We start from the raw sequence: 19231 nt of genomic DNA, 5'->3' as shown, positions 1-19231 counted from the left end.
TTAGCGCGCCTTCTGCGCAGACAGGATGAAAATCATCGGACGCTCTTTTTCTTCATCCAGCGCCGGGTTGTCGCGAATTTGCTGTGCTGAAGGCCCCCATTCATTCAAATAATTGATGATGAAGCCCTGCTGCACCAGCATATTCAGGTAACTGCCCAGCATGCGATGCTGTTTGATCACCCCTTCCGCCAGCCAGTTGGAAATACGCTCTCCTTCACGCTGGTAGCCGTTGACCGGCCAGGATTTTTGTCCGTCCTCGGCGATCAGCCAGCCCTGCCGCTGCGGCGCGGTGTAAATGGGGTGCTCTGCGGTGAAAATAAACCGGCCGCCGGGGCGCAGCGCCTGAAAGACGCGGCTGAACAGCGCTGGCAGGTCAACGATGTAATGCAGCGTCAGCGAGCTGTAAACCAGATCGGCAGACGCCGCCGGCAGCTGCGCCGTTTCCAGATCCTGCTGCTGATAGCGGATACCGGCGTCATTGGTCATGGATTGCGCTTTCTCGAGCATCTTTTGCGACAGATCGATCCCCAGCACTTCGGCGGCCCCTTGCTCACGGACGTAGCGGCAGAACCAGCCGTAGCCGCAGCCCAGATCGATGACGTTTTTCCCCTGTAGAGTCGGCAGTATTTCACGGATGCTGGCCCACTCCGGTGCGCCGTCCAGGCCGTGTTGCGAGCGGCTGAGCTGCGCGTAACCGTCAAAGAAGCGTTGGTTGTCGTAGATATTTTGTGACATGGAAACTCCGGTGTCAGATGTGGTGGTGGTAAATCACTCATTCGCCATAGTAGGCGGACGCATGATTGATTTCCAGCGGGGACGGTCACGGGGCGATTGCGCTACCCGGCTGAAATTTATATAACATCTGCTGCGACACTATGACGTTTCACCTACAGACAGGATGGTTTATGCCGTTGTTTTACCACCGTTTTTATAGGGTTTTATTTGTACTGCTGGTGAGCGTGTGCGCAACGGCGCCCGCCAGCGCCCGGCCGGATTTGGATCGCCGGATTGGCGTTACGGTGGCGGAGCGCGGGACGGCTGACTATGCCTTCAGCGACTTTCGTCTGGCCTCGGCGGATGGTGAACGCCACTACCGCATTCGCATCGCCAAGCCGAAACAGGCCGCCCCGGCGGCGGGGTATCCGGTGATTTATTTTCTGGATGGCAACGCCGTGTTGATGCAGCTTAATGCCGGGCTACTGCAGCGTCTGGCGCAGGCGCCTCATCCGCCGCTGTTGGTGATGCTGTCTTATGATAACGATCTGCGTATTGATGCAGCCGGGCGCGCCTATGATTATACGCCGGCGTTGCCTGCCGGGCAGCGTGGCCACCCGGTGCAGATGGGCCGCTGGCGCAGCGGCGGTGCCGATGCGTTTGCGACGCTGCTAGAGCAGCGCATCAAACCGCAGGTGGCGGCGCGCGTCACCGTGGATCCGCAGCGTCAGACGCTGTGGGGGCATTCATACGGCGCGCTGTTTGTGCTGCATACGCTGTTCCAGCGTCCGCAGTTGTTCCAGCACTATATTGCGGTGGAGCCTTCGCTGTGGTGGGGCAAAGGGCAAATTCTTAAGGAAGCGCAGGCGTTTGTCCGCCAGTCGCCGGTATTGAACGCCCGTCTGCAGCTGTGGGTGGGGCAACAGGCCCCTGAGGCGCAGCCGCATCCAGAGGAGCGTACGTCGCAGCCGGCCGATGTCGCGCGTCAGCTGTCGCAGCGTCTGGACACACTGCCGGGGTTGCGGGCCAGCTATCGCCAATGGCCGGCATTAAGCCACGGGGCGATGCTGGATGCCGCTATTGCGCCGGCGTTGGAAGGGATAGCCTCCGGGCAGTAACCTGAGATATGGCAAACAAAAAGCCCGCAGGCTGAGCTGCGGGCTTTTTTATTCGCGGTCAGATGACCGGGTGAGACGTTAGGCTACGCCCAGGTCGGCCGAAGCGGTGCCGGCAACGCCGTTAACGCTGACATCGGTGTAATGCAGGCTGTTAACCAGAGATTGGTGGTTCTGGTTAGTCAGGTAGATCACGCTGTCTGAATTATCGAGCGTGCCGTTGTCGTTGTTATCGATGATGACATAGCTGGCATCTTTGCCGCCGTCGAACGCTACCGAGGCGATACCGACTTTGGAGGTCAGCGAGTTGCTGTTGCCCAGGCCCAGAATGCCGCCCAGCAGGCCAACCACGCCATTGGTCAGGCCGCCAACCAGCGAGCCCAGCAGACCATCCATGATATCGGAAGAGCGCACGCCGTAGTCCGCCACCGAGCTGCCGGCAGCGCCGGAGAGGTGAATGCCGGAAGCGGTGTCAACGATGCTGTCTTTAGCACTGTTAAAGTCGGTGATGGTGATACCGGCTTTGGTGGTGCTGCCTTTCAGCTCATAGGTATTGCTGCCTGAACCGCCGGTTACGGTGGTGTTGGCCGCCAGGCTGAAGGAGTCGTCAGCGTTGGTGCCGGTCACTTTCATCTGATAGCCGTTCAGGCCCAGCGTGTTCAGCAGCGGCGTCAGCAGTGTGGTGGTGACCGAGCTCAGCGGCAGGATATTCAGCAGTTGCACCAGGATACCGTCGCCGGTACCGCCGTGGGCGGAATCCAGGTTGATGCCGCCGGTGTTGCCGGAAGCGTCGATGGTGCGTACGTTGCTGTAACCGCTGCCCAGCGTCAGATCCAGGTTATGGTCGCCGGTCACTTTCAGGGTCTGTACCTGAGAGTTGGTGCCCACCAGATCCAGGATGTTGCTGAAGTCGCCCTTACCGCCGGAGGCGATATTAACGGTGCTCAGCGAGGTGCCGCCCAGCGCGCTGCTGCTGCTTGACAGGCTCAGGGAGCCGGCATCGACATCTTTGTTGCTGGTGGCGTTGAAGCTGATGTCGAACTTGTTGGTGGCGTTCTGGCGGAAGCCGATTTCCAGATTGCTGCTGGCGCCGGCATTGCCGGTTACGGTCAGCGCGGCGGCATCACCGCCTGCGGCGTTGATGACTTTCACGTTATCCGCTTTGCCGGACAGTTCAAACCCTTGCGAACCCAGGTTGGTGGCTTTCGCGCCCTGGGTGACGCTGCCGCCGCTGGTGCCTTCTACCGTGGCGGTGCCGTTCAGCAGGCCAAAGTCAAAGGTGTGGGAGCCGGTCGTTACTGCCTGGCCGTTCAGAGTACCGCTGGATTTGCCTACATAGCCAGCCAGATCGATTTTTTCGAAATTGCTGAACTTGTCGGCGTTGCTGGTGATGGCGCTGCTGCGGATCCCCAGGATATTACTGGTGGTGGCAACGGATTTGGTGATGAAGTTGGCAGAAAGGGTATCCGTGCCGTCGCCGCCGTTAGCGGAGATTTGGCTGGATACGCTGTTGCCGCCGGTAGTGGCGTTGCCGGCCCAAAGCAGCGAGTCATTGCCGTTGCCCAGGTTAAAGGTGCCGGTGCCATTAGCGATATTGGCGCTGGAGGAGACGTTGACGATATCGTTGCCGGAGCTGGCGTTCAGTTTGATATTGCCATTGTTGACGCCAATATTAACGCCGCTGTTGGCGCCGTTATCAGACAGATTGACCGTGGCGGCTGCATTGCCGTTGATGGTCAGGTTGTTGAGGCTGTCAGCAAACTTCAGATTAACGCTGCCGGCTTTGTCCGCGTTGAGCAGAGCGTGCTTGAGCACGGCCGTCTCAGCATTGCTTAATTGATGGTGTGCTTGCGTGTTGATCGTACCGGTGGCATTGCCGCCTTTCTCTGCCACGCCGAGCGTAGCCGTGGTTTTGTACAGCAGGTTTTCCCCGATACGTGCCTCAAAAGCATGCTGCTGAGTCGCGGTGTTGGCATTGGTAGATGTCGAGTCGCGCAGATTGTTGATGATGGCTTCAATGATACTCTGCTTATTGGGTTGCGCGCTGTAGGCAGCAATTTGTTCGGCGCTTGGGGCCGTGCCGTGCACGGTGGTATAGATCTGTTTAACCAGCTCAGCACCATCCAGATTGCCAATAGTGCGCTGTAACTCAGGGGAGGACAGTTTTGCGGCGATCAGCCCGGCTTGACTGCCTCCTGCCGCCAGTGTCTGGCTCCAGGCTTCAAGAGATTGAGAGAACAGGCCGCGGTCCATGGTGGCCAGGGCTATCGACATCGCCTGTTCCTGATAATCCAGCCCGGGGAGTTGATCCGCGTTATGATAAATCAGGTTATCGACGTTATTCTCGAACGTTGCCTGGCGAGCCAGCGTTGTGCTGTCAAACCCATCGTAGTTCAGCAGGTTGTTAACCAGCGTGGAGATGGCTTGGGCAGTACTGTTGCCGTTCAGCAACGCAGTGACCTGTGCGGAGGAAGGTGATGTTCCGTATACATGGGAGAAGACCTGCGAGATGATTTGTTCACTGCTTTTTCCCGCATAGAGATGTTGACCTTGAGCTGAGTTCAGAAAATCGGCTGCCAGGTTTGCTGTCGTTTTTTCACCGTTTTCCAATAAGTTAGAATGATAGTTGAAAGCAGTATTGGTTGGTGAATTATTGCCGGTAATTGCATAATAAATCGACGCAACCTGTTGTTGCGAAGGTAAAGAAGCCATAGGAATACCACCTTATTTTTCGGTAAATGCGAACGCGAGAGCATTTGAAGTATGCTGTTTAAAATATAAAACCCCAGATTGCCCTTTCCCTTATATCAGTATGGGCATTGGGTGAGGTCGTTTTCACCCAGTAAAAGAAAAGTCCAACAAATACATGCTGTCAATGTTGGTCTTATGTCGATGGAGTAGTCCTTTGTGGAGAGAGGTTTTTGATAATAAAGAAGGGAACGTAGTTTGATTAAAAAATATGTCGCGAAAATTAAGAAAAGTGCCAGATTGGATGTTCTGGTATGACGTGTTTCACAATGTGAGTGCTGTATGCTATTTAATCATCTGTGATGGGGGTATCACTGCCGGTTGGGAGAATTTTTAAACTTTTATTTCATTGATTTTAAATTTTTTATTGGGCCTATAATATAGTTATTTTTTATGTGGTTATATTGCCATTGCGTTGTTATTTTATGCACATGAACGCTATTTTTGTGGGGGGGAACGTATGAACTGAAGATATGCGTGCATGCTCGCATATATTCTTTCGGTTTTTTTATACCATCATGCTGAATAACGGTTCAGTGATTAAAGGTGAAGGGGGATTACCATAGCTATTTTATGAGGAGCTATCTTCTGGTGTATAAGTGTACAGCGCTAATCTGTGGTAGGGAGAAATACCCACATATCGTAGTATGCATCATAAACCTTAACCTTTGCCTTTGCCTTTATAGGGTGATTGTATTCCCGGCCAGGAATAAAAAAACCCGCAAGAATAAACTTACGGGTTTGGTTACGAGATCGTTAAGCGTACAAAAATTATTATCCTGTCAGCAGAGATCAGGCTACGGCCAGATCGGCGGCCGGTGCGCTGGCGATGCCGTTTACGCTCACTTCGGTGTAGTGCAGGCTGTCGATCAGCGACTGGTGGTCCTGATTTGTCAGGTAGATAACGCTGTCTGAGCTGTCCAGGGAGCCGTTATCGTTATTATCAATAATAACGTAACTGGCATCTGTACCGTTATCGAAGGCTACTGATGCAACACCCACTTTCGAGGTCAGTGAGTTGCTGTTGCCCAACCCCAGAATCCCACCCAACAGGCCAACTACACCGTTGGTCAAACCGCCAACTAGAGAACCCAGCAGGCCATCCATGATATCTGCAGAGCGCAGACCGTAATCTGCAACAGAACCGCCAGCTGCGCCCGAGAGGGTGACGCCGGAGGCGGCATCAACGATGCTGTCTTTAGCACTGTTGAAGTCAGTGATGGTTACACCGGCCTGGCTGGTGCTGCCTTTCAGCTCGTAGGTATTGCTGCCAGCACCGCCAGTAACCGTGGTGTTGGCGGCAATGTTGAAAGTGTCATCGGCGGCAGTGCCGGTTACTTCCAACTGATAGCCGTTCAGGCCCAGAGTATTCAGGAGCGGCGTCAGCAGGGTAGTGGTCACTGCGCTGAGCGGAAGGATATTCAACAACTGTACCAGAATACCGTCACCGGTCCCTGCGTGTGCAGAGTCCAGATTGATACCGGCAGTGTTGCTGGAAGCATCGATGGTACGCACGTTGCTGTAACCGCTGCCCAATGCGAGATCGATCTGGTGATCGCCGGAAACGTTGATAGTTTGAATCTGTGAATTGGTGCCAATCAGATCCAGAATGTTGGTAAAGTCGCCTTGACCACCGGAAGCGATATTCACCGTACCTAGCGCAGTACCTCCCAGAACGCTGCTGCTACTGATCAGACTCAGTGAGCCGGCGTCAATGTTTTGCGCGCTGGCGGCGTCGAAATTGATGTCGAATTTGTTAGTCGCATTCTGACGGAAAGTGATTTCCAGATTGCTGTCGGCACCTGCATTGCCGGTGACGGTCAGTGCAGCTGCATCACCGCCAGCGGCGTTGATGACCTTGACGTTATCGGCTTTACCAGACAACGCAAAACCCTGGCTGCCCAGGTTGGTGCCCTGAGTCGCCTGAGTAACGGTGCCGCCGCTGGTGCCTTCTACCGTGGCGGTACCATTCAGGATGCCAAAGTCAAAGGTGTGAGCTGGCGTTGTGACCGCATTACCGTTCAGTGTGCCGCTGGATTGACCGACGTAGCCCGCCAGATCGATTTTTTCAAAATTGCTGAAGTTGCTGGTATTGCTGGTTACGGTGCTGCTGCGGATCCCTAGGATATTACTGGTGGTTGCGACAGATTTTAAGAGGAAGTTGGCGGAAAGGATATCCGTGCCGTCACCGCCGTCAGCATGCAGATTGGCAGATACGCTATTTACGCCGTTGGTAGCATTGCCGGCCCAAAGCAGGGCGTCGTTACCGCTGCCTAGGTTAAAGGTACCGGTACTATTGGCAACGTCAGCAGCAGAAAGGTCGATGTTTTCATTCCCTGAGCCAGCATTCAGGGTAATGTTCGCGTTATTGACGACAAGGGCGGTATCGCCTCGTGCGCCGTTATCAGATAGATTCACCGTAGCGGCGGCGTTGCCATTGATGGTTAAGCTGCTGAGGTTATCAGCAAACGTCAGATCGACGGTGCCGGCAGAATTGGCATCCAACTGAACGGTTTTCAGTACGGCAACTTCCGCATTGCTTAATTGATGGCTGGCATTGGTATTTACGGTACCGGTCGCATTGCCACCGCCCTCGGTGACGCTCAGCTTGGCTGCCGTTTTATACAGCAGGTTTTCCCCGATGCTGGCTTCAAAGGCGTGCTGGTTGGTCAACGTAGCATCGTCGGTGGCGGTTGAGGTTCGAAGATCGTTGATAATGGCGACAATAATACTTTGTTTATCAGACAACGCACTGTAAGTCGCCAGTTGCTCTGACGTTGGTGCAATACCATGCACGGTGGTGAATATCTGCGTGATCAGATCGTTACCTTCCAACTGACCAACGGTACGCTGGAATTCTGGGTACTCAAGCAACGTTTTGGTCAGGTAGTCAATGCTGATACCTTTTTGCAGCGAGTTACTCCAGGATTCGAGCGAAATGGAGTATACGCCGCGATCTGCCACGGCCAAAGCAAGAGCTACGGCCTGTTCCTGGTAAGAAGCGTCTGCCAGATTTGACGAGTCCAGGTAGAGCATCTTGTTGACATTGGTCTCAAAGGCTTGTTGCTTCGCTAAGGTCGCGTCATCAAAGCCTTGATAGTTCAATAAGTCATTCACCAACGTCGTCAGCGCGCTTTCTAACGAGCCGCTGCTTAACAGTTGCGTTACCTGGTCTGCGGATGGAGTGTCGCCGTATGCGCGTGCATACACCTGAGAAAGAATTTGTGCGTCACTTTGGCCAGCGTACAGTTGTTGTCCTTTTGCTGAATTGAGGAATTGTGTCGCCAGGCTTTCTACGGTTTGTGTACCACTTTCTAACTGATTTGCAAAGGAATTGAACCCACTGTAGGTGGTTACCGTTCCTAAGATCGAGTAGTAAATAGACGCAGCTTGTTGCTGTGATGGTAAAGAAGCCATAAGGATATTACCTCTTAAAATTCAATCATATAAGAAAAATTTTTAACATCTTCAACTCCCCGGCGTACAACATCCCCTGAAGGTGAGAAAAACCTTCAAGAAAATAATGGTAATGGGAAGTGAACGGTAAAAGGGGGTCGTGCGAAACGCACCTCTTTCACCTAATTAAAAGAAAGTTCAATGATTAAAAACTGTCAATGTTTACATTAAGAAATATTTTACTTAAGCCAAACCAATGACGGTTGTCTCTGGTTTTTTAGGTAATTAAACGGCTTTGTTTAGGATTTTATATATATTTTTAACGATTTTTTAGGTGAAAATTTTGCAGGGTTAGGTGCATAAAATATCACCGAGTTTGTTTTTATTTTGTTGTTTTTTATGGTTTTTTTTGCTTATTTTTTCTGAGTGAATTGAGCTTTTTTCTTAATGATAATGATATTCATTATTGATTTATCGATTTTCTTTTTTCGTCTGCTTTTATATTGTCATTATTACTGTTGTAAATAGTTAAACTTAACTTGTTAATAATTTATCATAACTTTTTCACCTGCCTTTAAAATAACTCTTTCAATTATCTGTCATTAGAGAAAATCAATATGAGATTAATCTTATTTTAATGTTTGTCCAAAGGGTCTATCGAGGTTGAGAGCTGACAGATATTTGTTGGTTAACAACAGGTTTGCGTCGACGGTAGAGCAGCAGTCCTGATGCCGTGCAGTTACTCACGAATACAGTACTCGATGGGAGGCAGCGAGAAGGGCGGAGCGTCAGCAAGAACTGGCGGAAAGTGTTTTCCCCGGTTTTTTACATCGGTTCATTACGCTTTTCTTGTTGTCTGCTGTTACCGGTCAGGCAGGGAGGAAGATCTGACTATAGTGGGGCAAAAACATCCCCATGCAAACGACATGCAATTTCGCTCATATTCCGTTCCAGACAAAGCGCTACATCATTCTCAAACCCACGGCTAGCAAGTTCTAAAGCGGACGCGCATTCATTAAGGGCTGAAATATTTTTCTGATAGCTGTGGCGGTAGGCGGATACGGTAGCGCTGGCTTCCGGTGACAATGTTCTGTCCGTCAGATAAGAAATAATGCCGCCGGCAGCGGCCAAATCTTCAACCGCAGGGCGCAGAGTACCATTAGGCCACCGTTCACCGTAGGGTATGACCAGGATGCGCTTAAAATGGCGGCAGGCTCTGGCGGTTGCCGCCATGTTTCTGAAGCAACCGCTGAAGACGGCTGCACCGCTATCCTTGGCGCGAAAAGAGATTGCCGAGCCATTGGGCGAGGGGAGAACGAGCCTGACGCCTTGTTCGATGTCTTTGAGCGAACAAGGGGATAAGGAATAACCGTTGCTTTTGAGGCGGCGCTCAGTACTTGCAACGATTGCCCCTTTCTCATTGCCATAGGCGATTGCCGACTCGTCTTTCCAGGGATAGGGATAAACCCTGGCGCCGTTATCCACCGCAAGGCTTATACAGGTTGAAAATGACATCACGTCAACGATGATGATGCAATCTGCCGTCTGGCCAAGTTGTTCGACAGCCTCTATCCCCCACTCAAGACGGACGGAGAACCGTTCTTGCGCATACCAAACCATAGCGGTGTCCTTCTGACTGAATTTATATAGCGTAGCGAAATATCCAAATATAAGAAGTGAACTACTATTGATCCTTTGTCAGATGTTTATGCTGGAACTGTCGCTTATTTTTAGATGAAAATATCAGCAGATTCGGCGTAGGGATTGCCATTAATGTTGGAGTTTAAAGGATGAGCAAGGTAAGTACGCCGGAAATGCGTATCGTCTGGCTGGCGGCGCTAATTCAACTGGTCAATGCGCTGGACTTTATGATGGTGATGCCGCTGGGGCCGGATCTTTCGCGAGAGCTGGGGATTTCACCCACCTATATCGGCTATCTGGGCGGGGGTTATACGCTGGCGGCGGCACTTTCCTCGCTGTTATGTGCGAAGTTTATTGACCGGTTCGATCGTAAGTCTGTCGCGCTGGTGGCGTTATTAGGGCTGTCGGCGGCGACTTGGGCATGCACGCTGGCCTGGAATATGGAAAGTTTGTTTATCACTCGCCTGTTGGCCGGAGTTTGCGCCGGCCCGGCTACGTCGATAGCTTTGGCCATCGTAGTCGATGCGGTGCCACAACAGCAGCGTGGCCGGGCGATGGCTATCGTGATGGGCGCTTTTTCACTGGCGGCAATTGCCGGCGTTCCGTTGGGGCTGGAACTGGCGATGCGCTACGGGTGGAGCGCGCCTTTTTATATCGTCAGCGCTTTGGGCATGTGTGTCTTGGCGGCGGTGTACGCTAAATTGCCGACGATGACGGCGCATCTGCAGCAGCAACAGCCGTCGTTTTCCTTTGTCAAAATGCTGAGGCGTCCGGTGGTGTTGAACGCCTTTGCGGCGATCGGGCTGGCGATTTTCAGCACGTTCCTGATCGTGCCTAACGTGGCGACCTATTTCCAATTCAACCTTAGCGTACCGCGCAGCGACATGAGCTATTACTACGTGATGGGCGGTATTTTTAGCCTGTTGGCGATGCAGTTTGGCGGTCGCCTGATTGATAAGCTGGGGGCCATGCGCATGACGCTGATAATGGGAGTGTTGATCCTGCTGGTGGTGTGGGATGGCTTCTTACATACGCCGTCGATGCCGCCGATCGTGATTTTCACGCTGTTTATGGCGGTGACCGCGACGCGCACTATTGCCGTGGCGGCGGTAAACAGCCAGGTGCCCGAGCCTTGGGAAAGAGCGGGCTTTATGTCCTTACAAAGCGTTTGCCAGCATATCTTCAGCGGCCTGGCGGCGGTCGTATCTTCAATGATATTAACCAACGTGGATGGGCGGCTGGGCAATGTCGACCAGCTGGCCTGGCTGACGATGGCCCTGACGGTGATTCAGCCGCTTTTCCTGTTTATGCTGTTGAAGCGACTGCGTGCGGCGCCGGAGTTGGAGGAAAAGCCGGCTGGTGAATAAAAAGAGAAGGGCGCTGTGGTTTATCCGGAATAATGTTGGAGGCATTAATTATTGTGGGTGCTACGGCGTTGAAGAGTTAATGCATGGAAAATAAAACTGTTGTGGCTCGATATGTTAGGTGTACTAATATTGAAATAGGGGGGTGTTATTGGTGATATATTTACCTATTTTATCATTCCAGACGTTTTTTCGATAGAATTGGCTTTGTGAAGCGTTTTGATATTATTTGTTTAATCGTTAATGTAATTAAGCTTGGTGTGTAACTTTATCATGACTAACACTGAATATTGCTATCCTACTCTTTCTCAGCTTATCGACTTTGTACGTGATTTTACAGGGAGTCGCCGTGCTTCTATTACTGCGCAGACTTATCTTGAAGAAGATCTAGGCATTACCGGCGATGATGGTGCGGAGCTTTTGGAGGAGGTCGCACAGAGGTTTGGAATAGTCCTGCATACGGATGAAGACGGTTACCGGACTACATTCTCGCTGGGGGAGAACGAATATCTTTTCCATTCCGAAGGGTTTGATCCGCTTTGTATTGGACGGTTGATAGGTTGGCTGCGTAATAAGCCTCGTCCTATCATCCGCGATCTGACAGTAGGGGCGTTACATGATGCACTGGTTGCTGCTCATAGAAAAAATAGCGGATCTACTACATCGAGTACAGAGTATTAACATTTATCACTTTGGCTAGTTTTATCTTTATAATAGCTTTGAGTTACTCATTGCCATGCCCGAGTTTCAAATTAAAAATAGAATGGCTATCTATCTTTTTCCAGAGTATGGCTTTTATGGTTGGATGCTTCCATCGTTGGCATACGTGATTGGCCTTCATTATGTTAGGTGTCTGGGGATTACACGCACTTTTCTCGACATCCGAACGGATGATCTTGCGATTGAGGACACAAAAAAGCCCGCAGGCTGAGCTTGCGGGCTTTTTTGTCATTATCACCGGGTCTATCTGGTATCACCGGCGACCTATTTGGTGGAGCTGGGGGGATTTGAACCCCCGTCCGAAATTACTACACCGTCGGCACTACATGCTTAGTCCAATCTTTACATTCGCCGGCCAGCTGCGGATGGACACGCTACTGACAAACTAGCCTGATTGGATTTAACGCTTCAGCCCCAGGCAGGACATCCACGCGATCTCTTTTGGGTTTGACCTCTCTTGATCCCCGTCCTAAGAGCGGAGGCTAGGGAGAGAGGGCTCTGAGCAGGTTATTAAGCTGCTAAAGCGTAGTTTTCGTCGTTTGCGACTATTTTTTTGCGGCTTTTTACGAGGCCAACCGCCCCTCGGCATGCTCCTTGGGCTTCGCAAATCCCGTCGAATCCAGAATCAGCCCCAAGTAACTGTCAGGCAGTATATCAGAAGTTTACGCTGCTATGCCAGCGGCTTAACGATTTGCGTTCTTCATGATACGGGCTTTCGCCGTCTGCCATTCGCGATCTTTGATGTTATCGCGCTTGTCGTGCTCTTTTTTACCCTTGGCAACGCCGATCTTCAACTTGCTCCAGGCGTTTTTCCAGTACATGGAAAGGGCGACGACGGTGTAACCGTCACGGTTGACGCGGCCAAGCAGCGAGTCCAGCTCGCGTTTTTTCAGCAGCAGTTTACGGGAGCGCGTTGGGTCGCATACCACATGTGATGAAGCCACGTTCAGTGGCGTGATGGTGGCGCCGAACAGATAGGCTTCACCGTCACGGAACATCACGTAGCTGTCACTGATATTGGCTTTGCCAGCACGCAGCGATTTTACTTCCCACCCTTGCAGAGACAGGCCAGCCTCGAGCTCTTCTTCGATGAAGTACTCGTAGCGGGCGCGTTTGTTCTGCGCAATGGTGGCTGAGCCGGGTTTGTATGCTTTTTTCTTTTTCATAAGGTGCTCATTATACTGGATGCCACAGCGAAAGAAATCCTTTAGCGTTCAACGTCTGCGCAATTTTTTTGCGTTAGCGGGCGTCTGCCCGCGTAGCAGATTTTTTGTCTGACGCCAGATAAATGTTATTATCTGTTCGATTTATGTTGCTCAGGAAATGATATGCCCCAGATTAGTCGATCTGCGCTGGTGCCGTTTAGCGCTGCGCAGATGTACCAGTTGGTTAACGATGTTCACGCCTATCCCGAGTTTTTACCAGGCTGCACCGGCAGTCGGGTACTGAATGCGACGGACAGTGAGATGACCGCCGCCGTGGACGTAGCCAAAGCCGGTATCAGCAAAACTTTTACAACGCGTAATACACTGCAGGATAACCATCGTATCAACATGCAACTGGTTGATGGCCCGTTCCGCAAGCTGATGGGCGGCTGGCAGTTTACGCCGCTCAGCCCGGAGGCCTGCAAGGTTGAACTGCATCTGGACTTTGAGTTCACCAACAAACTGATCGAACTGGCGTTCGGTAAGGTGTTTAAAGAGCTGGCCAGCAATATGGTGCAGGCTTTTACCCAGCGCGCCAAAGAGGTTTACAGTGTCTGAGATACGCGTAGAGGTGGTTTATGCGCTGCCGGAACGTCAGTATCTGCGTCAGGTTAAGCTGGCGGCAGGCAGTACGGTCGAACAGGCGGTTATAGCCTCCGGACTGCTGGAACTCCGTAAGGATATCGATTTAGCGACTAACAAGGTTGGCATCTATAGCCGTCCGGCCAAGCCGGGCGATGTGCTGAATGATGGCGACCGGGTGGAGATTTACCGGCCGCTGATTGCCGACCCGAAAGAACTGCGTCGGCAACGCGCGGAGAAAGCAAAAAAATAAGGCGCTATCAGCGCCTTATTTTTTGAACCTCACCTGCCGAGTTGCAGCCTGTGACTGTCATACAAGATTAACCGACTCTTGTATGGGCCGGCGGGCGGCCCGTAATTACTTGCCGGTCAGCGCCGGTTTATTCTGAATATCCGTCAATACGCCGGCGCTATCGAAGGTCAGCGTCAGCGTTTGCTGGGTGATCTTCTCGTGGCCAGGCTGTTGGCGGAACACGTAGTACCAGGTCTGCGTGCCAAACGGGTCTTGCAGCATTGGCGTACCCAGAGTGTAAGCGACCTGCTGCTGGGTCATACCTTTGTGGATTTTGCCCACGTCGGCGGCTGTCAGGTAGTTCCCCTGATTGATATCAGGGCGATAAACGATTTTTTCGAAAGTCGAGCAGCCTGCAGTCAGCATCACAAGAACCACAGCGGCAGCAGTCAGCATTTTACAGCGCATAGTAATCATATTCCTTTAGGGCATAGGATGCCGATGATAATAGACCTTGCGGCAGTTGGAAACCTTTATACCCTTCAACTTTCAAGCGGCTGCGGCGATAGCCATGCATTTTGACTCTGCAGGGCGGGGCATCGCCGCCCCTCAGGCCTGTCGGGCGGTCGGTATGCAGCAAGTTGAAATCGTTCAGGTTTACAGCGCTACATTCAGACCGCGAGAATATGAAAAAGTTGAGTTTTTTACGCCGCCAGCAGCTCTTTTGCGTTAGCCAGCGTGTTCCGCGTGACTTCGCTGCCGCCCAGCAGGCGCGCCAGTTCTTGCAGGCGTGCGCGTTTACCCAGCGGTGACATCTGCGTCTCTGTCGCTGTGCCGTCGGTCTGTTTGCTGACGAAGAAGTGCTGATGTCCGCAGCCGGCCACCTGCGGCAGGTGGGTAACGCACATCACCTGGGTGGACTCGCCGAGTTGGCGCAGCAGGCGACCGACGATGGCGGCGGTCGGGCCGCTGATGCCGACGTCTACCTCATCGAAAATCAGCGCCGGCGTTTCCATCTTACGCGCGGTAATCACCTGAATTGCCAGCGCAATACGCGACAGCTCGCCGCCGGAAGCGACCTTTGCCAGCGGCTGCAGCGGCTGGCCGGGGTTGGTGGAAACGCAGAACTCAACGCGGCTTGCGCCCTCGGCGCCCAGATGTTCAGGTTCGAAATGTACGTCGATGCTGAACTGGCCGTGCGGCATTGACAGCGCATGCATGCTGTCGGTGATCAGTTGGGTGAGTTCGGCGGCATAGTGCCGGCGCTGTTGGTGTAGGCGCTCCGCCAGCGCCATCGCCTGCTGATGGTGTTGGGTAACCGCTTCGTTCAGCTGTTGGTGGTCGCTTTCATACTGGGCCAGCAGTTCCTGCTCTTCCAGCAACTGCTGATGCAGGGTCGGCAGCTCTTCCGGCGTGACATGATGTTTGCGCGCCAGCGCTATCTGGCGTGAAATGCGCTGCTCCAGTTCATACAGGCGGTTGGGGTCGAGATCCATACGTTCGGCATAGTGGCGCAGTTCGTCGCCGGCCTCGCTGATTTGAATCGATGCCTCTTCCAGCATATCCAGCAGGCCGGCAAGTTTGTCATCCATGCCGATAAGCTCCAGCAGCAGGTGTTTGACGCTGTGCAACTGGCTCAGCATGTTGTGTTCGTCGCTATCGGCCAACAGCTGCAGCGCCTGCTGGCTGAGCGTCAGCAACTGGCCGCTGTTGGCCAGGCGTTTGTATTCCGTATCAATCTGCTCAAACTCGCCGCTTTGCGGCGCGAACTCGTTCAGCTCTTTCAACTGGTACTGCAGCAGTTGCTTACGCGCTTCGCGTTCGATGGATTGCTGCTGATGGTGCGCCAGCTCACGGCAGCTTTGGTGCCAGCGCTGATAGGCCTGGCGCATCTCCGTCATCAGTTCCGCTTCGCCGGCGTAGGCGTCCAGCAGTGATTTTTGGTGTTCCGGTTTCAGCAGCAACTGATGTGCGTGCTGGCCGTGAATTTGGATCAGGCGTTGGCCCAGCTCGCGCAGCTGCGACAGGGGCACGGAGGTGCCGTTGATAAAGCCGCGTGAGCGGCCGTCGGCGCCAATCACCCGGCGCAACAGGCATTCGTTGCCGTCGTCCAGATGATTTTGCTCCAGCCACTCGCGGGCGGAAGGTGTGTCGGCCAGGGAAAAGCGTGCGCACAGGTCGGCACGGGAGGCGCCCAGCCGGACCGCGTTGCCGTCGGCACGGCTGCCGAGGCACAGCCCCAGAGCATCAATCGCAATCGACTTACCGGCGCCGGTTTCACCGGTAATCGCCGTCATACCCGGTTGAAAGTCGATCTCCAACTCACGAACGATAGCAAAATTGCTGATGGTTAATTGCGACAGCATGGGAACCTTCCTGTGTATAAACACATAACTGTAATTTCATACAGTATAAACTGGTTTTATATACAGTAAAGTAGTTGAGCAAGATTTTAGAACAATTTTTTAGACCAGCCGAGTTTGGTGCTTAACGTATTGAAATAGCTGTAATCCTTTGGATGAATAAGATTCAGGTGGAAATCACTACGACGAATGAGCACCTCTTCCCCCTCCTGGATAGGCAGGGCGATCTGGCTGTCGCAACTGATCTCCAGATCGCTGCTGACGTGGGAAAACTTCAGCCGAATGGTGCTGTCGCCGTTAATGACCAGCGGGCGGGCGGAGAGGGTATGCGGGAACATCGGCACCAGCGCGATGGCTTCCAGCGACGGCGTCAGTATCGGGCCGCCGGCGGACAGTGAATAGGCGGTAGAACCGGTCGGCGTGGCGATAATCAGGCCGTCGGAGCGCTGGGAAAAAGCAAAGCGGTCATCGATATAGACTTCGAACTCGATCATGTGCGCCACTTTGCCGGGGTGCAGCACCACTTCATTGATGGCGGTGCTGATGCGGTATGGCTGCTGCTCACGCTGGACGATCGCCTCCAGCAGAAAGCGCTGCTCGTTGATGTATTCGCCTTCCAGCACGTCGGCCAACTGCTGCAGGGCATTGTCCGGGTCCAGATCGGTGAGGAAGCCGAGATTGCCGCGGTTGACGCCGATAACTTTAATCTCGTAACGCGCCAGCACCCGCGCCGCGCCGAGCATGTTGCCGTCGCCGCCGACCACCACCGCCAGGTCGGCCTGCTGGCCGATTTCCGCCAGGCTGCCGGTTACCGCTTCTTTCAGCCCCAGATCCTTGGCGATTTGTCGTTCAACCATCACGTTGTAGCCGCGGGCGACCAGCCAGTGGAACAGCATCTCGTGCGTTGCCAGCGCCGACGGGTGACGCGGGTGGCCAACAATGCCAATGCAGTTAAATTTTTTATTCATTGTTGCGTTTTCCCTCACCGGAGCCAGATTATGTCTTACATTGTGACCGGTTGACTTGAAACCCCGGTTTTGATCCCCATAATAAGCCAAGTTGCGGGATTAATGCTAAAACGCGGAGATATTCATGAGTAGTAAAGAACACAAGACGCCAAACGAGCAAGTCTCGGAAGAAATGGAACACGCTCAGCACGAGGACGTGCAGCAGGAAGCAGCAGAAGGTGTCGATCTGCGTGACGCACGTATTGCCGAGCTGGAAGCCCAACTGGCGGACGCTCAGCAGCGCGAACGCGAAAGCCAGCTGCGCGCCAAGGCTGAAGTCGAAAATATTCGTCGTCGTACCGAGCAGGATATTGAAAAGGCGCATAAATTCGCCCTGGAGAAATTCTCTTCCGATCTGCTGCCGGTAATCGACAACCTGGAGCGCGGGCTGGAGCTGGCGGACCGTAATAATCCAGAGCTGGCGGCGATGGTCGAAGGTATCGAACTGACGCTGAAATCCTTGCTGGACGTGGTGCGTAAATACGGTATCGAAATTGTCGGCGACGTGAATGTGCCGTTCAATCCGGATGTGCACCAGGCGATGAGCCTGATGGAGTCTGCCGATCATGAACCGAACCAGGTGATGATGGTGATGCAGAAAGGCTATACGCTGAACGGTCGTCTGTTGCGCCCGGCGATGGTGGCAGTTTCCAAATAATCGTTGCCTGTATGATGCAATAGATAAAGAAAAGGCACCCTCGGGTGCCTTTTTGCCGTCTGGCTTATTGCTGCGGTAAATGCGGCATCCAGTCGATCGGCGTTAGCCCCTGCTGTTCCAGCAGTTGGTTGGCTTGCGAGAAGTGCCGGCAGCCAAAGAAGCCGCGGTGGGCTGAAAGCGGCGACGGATGCGGCGCTTTCAGCACGTGATGACGCTGACGGTCGATAAAACTGCCTTTCTTCTGCGCGTGTGAGCCCCACAGCAGGAATACCACGCCTTCGCGGTTTTCATTCAGCGCGGCGATGACCTTATCGGTAAAGGTTTCCCAGCCCAGGTTGGCATGCGAGTGCGCGTTTCCTCTCTCCACCGTCAATACGGTGTTGAGCAGCAGTACGCCCTGTTCCGCCCAGCTTTGCAGGCAACCGTGATCGGGGCGCTCGAAGCCCGGAATATCCGTTGCCAGTTCTTTATACATATTCACCAGCGACGGCGGCGCCGGCACGCCGGGAAGCACGGAAAATGAAAGGCCATGCGCCTGATTCGGGCCGTGGTAGGGATCCTGACCGAGGATCACCACCTTGACGTCGGCCAGTTCGGTAAAGCGAAAAGCGTTAAACACGTCTTTCTGCGGCGGGTAAATGGTTTTGCCGGCCTGACGCTCATTGGCAACAAAGGCGAGCGTGTCGACAAAATAGGGTTGCTCTTTCTCCTTGCCAATAACGTCATGCCAGGTGAGGGGAGTGGACATTAACGCTCTCCTTTGTTTTCGTTAATCATTCATCGGGCATAGCTTACCGTTTAGCTTTACGGAGCGAAACCCGCATTTAACATTCCCTGTCGCTCAGCGGCGGCGCAGATGGTCTTTGCAGGTTTTGTTGAAAATTTACAAAAATAATTGCCAGTACCGATTGGGTAAATATTGATATAAAACAGAAATTTGCCGTTTTGTAGCGCGTGGGCTTTGGTTGGAAATTGACCTTAATCAAAGAATTACCGGGGTCGGGCTGGTATACAGAACAATAAATGGTTTTACCAAATGACCTAAACCTTGTTCGGGTTATCAATGAAATAAGTTTTTTCGCCCTTGTACGGAGGCAATAACATGATTACCGGTATTCAAATTACCAAAGCAAACAATCAGGCGCTGGTGAACTCTTTCTGGCTGCTGGATAACGAAAAATCAGAAGCACGTTGCGTGTGCGCCAAAGCCGATTATGCTGAAGACCAAATCGTGCCGGTCAGCGAGCTGGGCACCATCGAGTATCGTGAAGTGCCGATGGAAATGCAGCCGACCGTGCGTGTTGAAGGCGGTCAGCATCTGAACGTCAACGTACTGCGTCGTGAAACGCTGGAAGACGCCGTGAAGCATCCGGAAAAATACCCGCAGCTGACCATCCGCGTTTCCGGCTATGCGGTGCGCTTTAACTCACTGACGCCGGAACAGCAGCGTGACGTGATTACACGTACCTTTACCGAAAGCCTGTAA

At 53.0% G+C, this 19231-nt stretch carries 16 protein-coding genes and 1 other RNA gene; 7 read left to right on the top strand and 10 right to left on the bottom strand.

All coding sequences use genetic code 11. The features are described from left to right. Positions 1–735 (bottom strand): bifunctional 2-polyprenyl-6-hydroxyphenol methylase/3-demethylubiquinol 3-O-methyltransferase UbiG, encoded by a 735-nt coding sequence (locus CLM71_RS18235; RefSeq protein ID WP_105232244.1) that lies wholly within the window; start codon positions 733–735, stop codon positions 1–3. A gap of 170 nt (positions 736–905) precedes the next feature. Between CLM71_RS18235 and CLM71_RS18230 the strand changes: the two genes are divergently transcribed. Continuing rightward, on the top strand, positions 906–1832 hold the full coding sequence (locus CLM71_RS18230) for an alpha/beta hydrolase (RefSeq protein WP_105232243.1): 927 nt from the start codon (positions 906–908) through the stop codon (positions 1830–1832). Between the two features lie 78 nt (positions 1833–1910). Here CLM71_RS18230 and CLM71_RS18225 read toward each other — a convergent pair whose 3' ends face one another. From CLM71_RS18225 to CLM71_RS18215, 3 genes are all read right to left on the bottom strand, one after another. Further along, positions 1911–4280 (bottom strand): beta strand repeat-containing protein, encoded by a 2370-nt coding sequence (locus CLM71_RS18225; protein ID WP_370446957.1) that lies wholly within the window; start codon positions 4278–4280, stop codon positions 1911–1913. Between the two features lie 1089 nt (positions 4281–5369). After that, positions 5370–7994 carry a DUF4214 domain-containing protein gene (locus CLM71_RS18220; protein ID WP_105232241.1) on the bottom strand — a complete coding sequence of 875 codons (2625 nt, stop codon included), beginning with the start codon at positions 7992–7994 and terminating at the stop codon, positions 5370–5372. Between the two features lie 870 nt (positions 7995–8864). After that, the gene (locus CLM71_RS18215; RefSeq protein WP_105232240.1) at positions 8865–9593 is read right to left on the bottom strand and encodes a 2-phosphosulfolactate phosphatase; all 729 of its coding nucleotides are present in this window, start codon (positions 9591–9593) and stop codon (positions 8865–8867) included. 170 nt (positions 9594–9763) lie between these two features. Here CLM71_RS18215 and CLM71_RS18210 point away from each other — a divergent pair, with 170 nt between their 5' ends. Next, the gene (locus tag CLM71_RS18210; protein WP_105232239.1) at positions 9764–10981 is read left to right on the top strand and encodes an MFS transporter; all 1218 of its coding nucleotides are present in this window, start codon (positions 9764–9766) and stop codon (positions 10979–10981) included. A gap of 270 nt (positions 10982–11251) precedes the next feature. Beyond that, a complete protein-coding gene (locus tag CLM71_RS18205) occupies positions 11252–11659 on the top strand; it encodes a DUF1493 family protein (RefSeq protein WP_105233488.1) in 408 nt (135 codons plus the stop codon). Between the two features lie 308 nt (positions 11660–11967). On the opposite strand, the gene ssrA is transcribed toward CLM71_RS18205, so the two are convergent. Together ssrA and smpB are read right to left on the bottom strand one after the other, a co-directional pair. Then, positions 11968–12331: a transfer-messenger RNA gene (gene ssrA, locus CLM71_RS18200) on the bottom strand. A gap of 50 nt (positions 12332–12381) precedes the next feature. Next, the gene (gene smpB / locus CLM71_RS18195; RefSeq protein ID WP_015673473.1) at positions 12382–12864 is read right to left on the bottom strand and encodes an SsrA-binding protein SmpB; all 483 of its coding nucleotides are present in this window, start codon (positions 12862–12864) and stop codon (positions 12382–12384) included. 162 nt (positions 12865–13026) lie between these two features. Between smpB and CLM71_RS18190 the strand changes: the two genes are divergently transcribed. Next, the gene (locus CLM71_RS18190; RefSeq protein WP_015673472.1) at positions 13027–13461 is read left to right on the top strand and encodes a type II toxin-antitoxin system RatA family toxin; all 435 of its coding nucleotides are present in this window, start codon (positions 13027–13029) and stop codon (positions 13459–13461) included. After that, positions 13454–13738, top strand: coding sequence for an RnfH family protein (locus CLM71_RS18185; protein ID WP_105232238.1), 285 nt, complete (start codon positions 13454–13456; stop codon positions 13736–13738). The genes CLM71_RS18190 and CLM71_RS18185 overlap by 8 nt, the downstream gene beginning before the upstream one ends. Before the next feature lie 105 nt (positions 13739–13843). On the opposite strand, the gene bamE is transcribed toward CLM71_RS18185, so the two are convergent. The 3 genes from bamE to nadK all read right to left on the bottom strand — a co-directional run bounded on the left by bamE (position 13844) and on the right by nadK (position 17048). Then, positions 13844–14185: an outer membrane protein assembly factor BamE gene (gene bamE / locus CLM71_RS18180; RefSeq protein ID WP_105232237.1), complete on the bottom strand. Its 342-nt coding sequence runs from the start codon at positions 14183–14185 to the stop codon at positions 13844–13846. 236 nt (positions 14186–14421) lie between these two features. After that, positions 14422–16083 carry a DNA repair protein RecN gene (gene recN, locus CLM71_RS18175; RefSeq protein ID WP_187044239.1) on the bottom strand — a complete coding sequence of 554 codons (1662 nt, stop codon included), beginning with the start codon at positions 16081–16083 and terminating at the stop codon, positions 14422–14424. Between the two features lie 86 nt (positions 16084–16169). Further along, positions 16170–17048 carry an NAD(+) kinase gene (nadK, locus tag CLM71_RS18170; RefSeq protein ID WP_105232236.1) on the bottom strand — a complete coding sequence of 293 codons (879 nt, stop codon included), beginning with the start codon at positions 17046–17048 and terminating at the stop codon, positions 16170–16172. A 124-nt stretch (positions 17049–17172) separates the two neighbouring features. Here nadK and grpE point away from each other — a divergent pair, with 124 nt between their 5' ends. Beyond that, positions 17173–17745 (top strand): nucleotide exchange factor GrpE, encoded by a 573-nt coding sequence (gene grpE / locus CLM71_RS18165; RefSeq protein ID WP_105232235.1) that lies wholly within the window; start codon positions 17173–17175, stop codon positions 17743–17745. A gap of 64 nt (positions 17746–17809) precedes the next feature. On the opposite strand, the gene ung is transcribed toward grpE, so the two are convergent. Beyond that, positions 17810–18493: a uracil-DNA glycosylase gene (ung, locus tag CLM71_RS18160; protein WP_105232234.1), complete on the bottom strand. Its 684-nt coding sequence runs from the start codon at positions 18491–18493 to the stop codon at positions 17810–17812. A gap of 354 nt (positions 18494–18847) precedes the next feature. Here ung and grcA point away from each other — a divergent pair, with 354 nt between their 5' ends. Beyond that, entirely contained in the window at positions 18848–19231 is a 384-nt protein-coding gene (gene grcA, locus CLM71_RS18155) for an autonomous glycyl radical cofactor GrcA (protein ID WP_105232233.1), read from the top strand.

The sequence above is a fragment of the Serratia sp. MYb239 genome, from assembly GCF_002966855.1.
GTDB lineage: Bacteria > Pseudomonadota > Gammaproteobacteria > Enterobacterales > Enterobacteriaceae > Serratia_B > Serratia_B rhizosphaerae.
This window is presented reverse-complemented; position numbering and strand designations above follow the sequence as displayed.

Coding starts and splice junctions, on each gene's coding strand:
- recN (WP_187044239.1), bottom strand. CDS start 16,083: ATGCTGTCGCAATTAACCATCAGCAATTTTGCTATCGTTCGTGAGTTG.
- CLM71_RS18210 (WP_105232239.1), top strand. CDS start 9,764: ATGAGCAAGGTAAGTACGCCGGAAATGCGTATCGTCTGGCTGGCGGCG.
- CLM71_RS18190 (WP_015673472.1), top strand. CDS start 13,027: ATGCCCCAGATTAGTCGATCTGCGCTGGTGCCGTTTAGCGCTGCGCAG.
- nadK (WP_105232236.1), bottom strand. CDS start 17,048: ATGAATAAAAAATTTAACTGCATTGGCATTGTTGGCCACCCGCGTCAC.
- CLM71_RS18235 (WP_105232244.1), bottom strand. CDS start 735: ATGTCACAAAATATCTACGACAACCAACGCTTCTTTGACGGTTACGCG.
- CLM71_RS18230 (WP_105232243.1), top strand. CDS start 906: ATGCCGTTGTTTTACCACCGTTTTTATAGGGTTTTATTTGTACTGCTG.
- smpB (WP_015673473.1), bottom strand. CDS start 12,864: ATGAAAAAGAAAAAAGCATACAAACCCGGCTCAGCCACCATTGCGCAG.
- grcA (WP_105232233.1), top strand. CDS start 18,848: ATGATTACCGGTATTCAAATTACCAAAGCAAACAATCAGGCGCTGGTG.
- CLM71_RS18205 (WP_105233488.1), top strand. CDS start 11,252: ATGACTAACACTGAATATTGCTATCCTACTCTTTCTCAGCTTATCGAC.
- CLM71_RS18220 (WP_105232241.1), bottom strand. CDS start 7,994: ATGGCTTCTTTACCATCACAGCAACAAGCTGCGTCTATTTACTACTCG.
- bamE (WP_105232237.1), bottom strand. CDS start 14,185: ATGCGCTGTAAAATGCTGACTGCTGCCGCTGTGGTTCTTGTGATGCTG.
- CLM71_RS18215 (WP_105232240.1), bottom strand. CDS start 9,593: ATGGTTTGGTATGCGCAAGAACGGTTCTCCGTCCGTCTTGAGTGGGGG.
- grpE (WP_105232235.1), top strand. CDS start 17,173: ATGAGTAGTAAAGAACACAAGACGCCAAACGAGCAAGTCTCGGAAGAA.
- ung (WP_105232234.1), bottom strand. CDS start 18,493: ATGTCCACTCCCCTCACCTGGCATGACGTTATTGGCAAGGAGAAAGAG.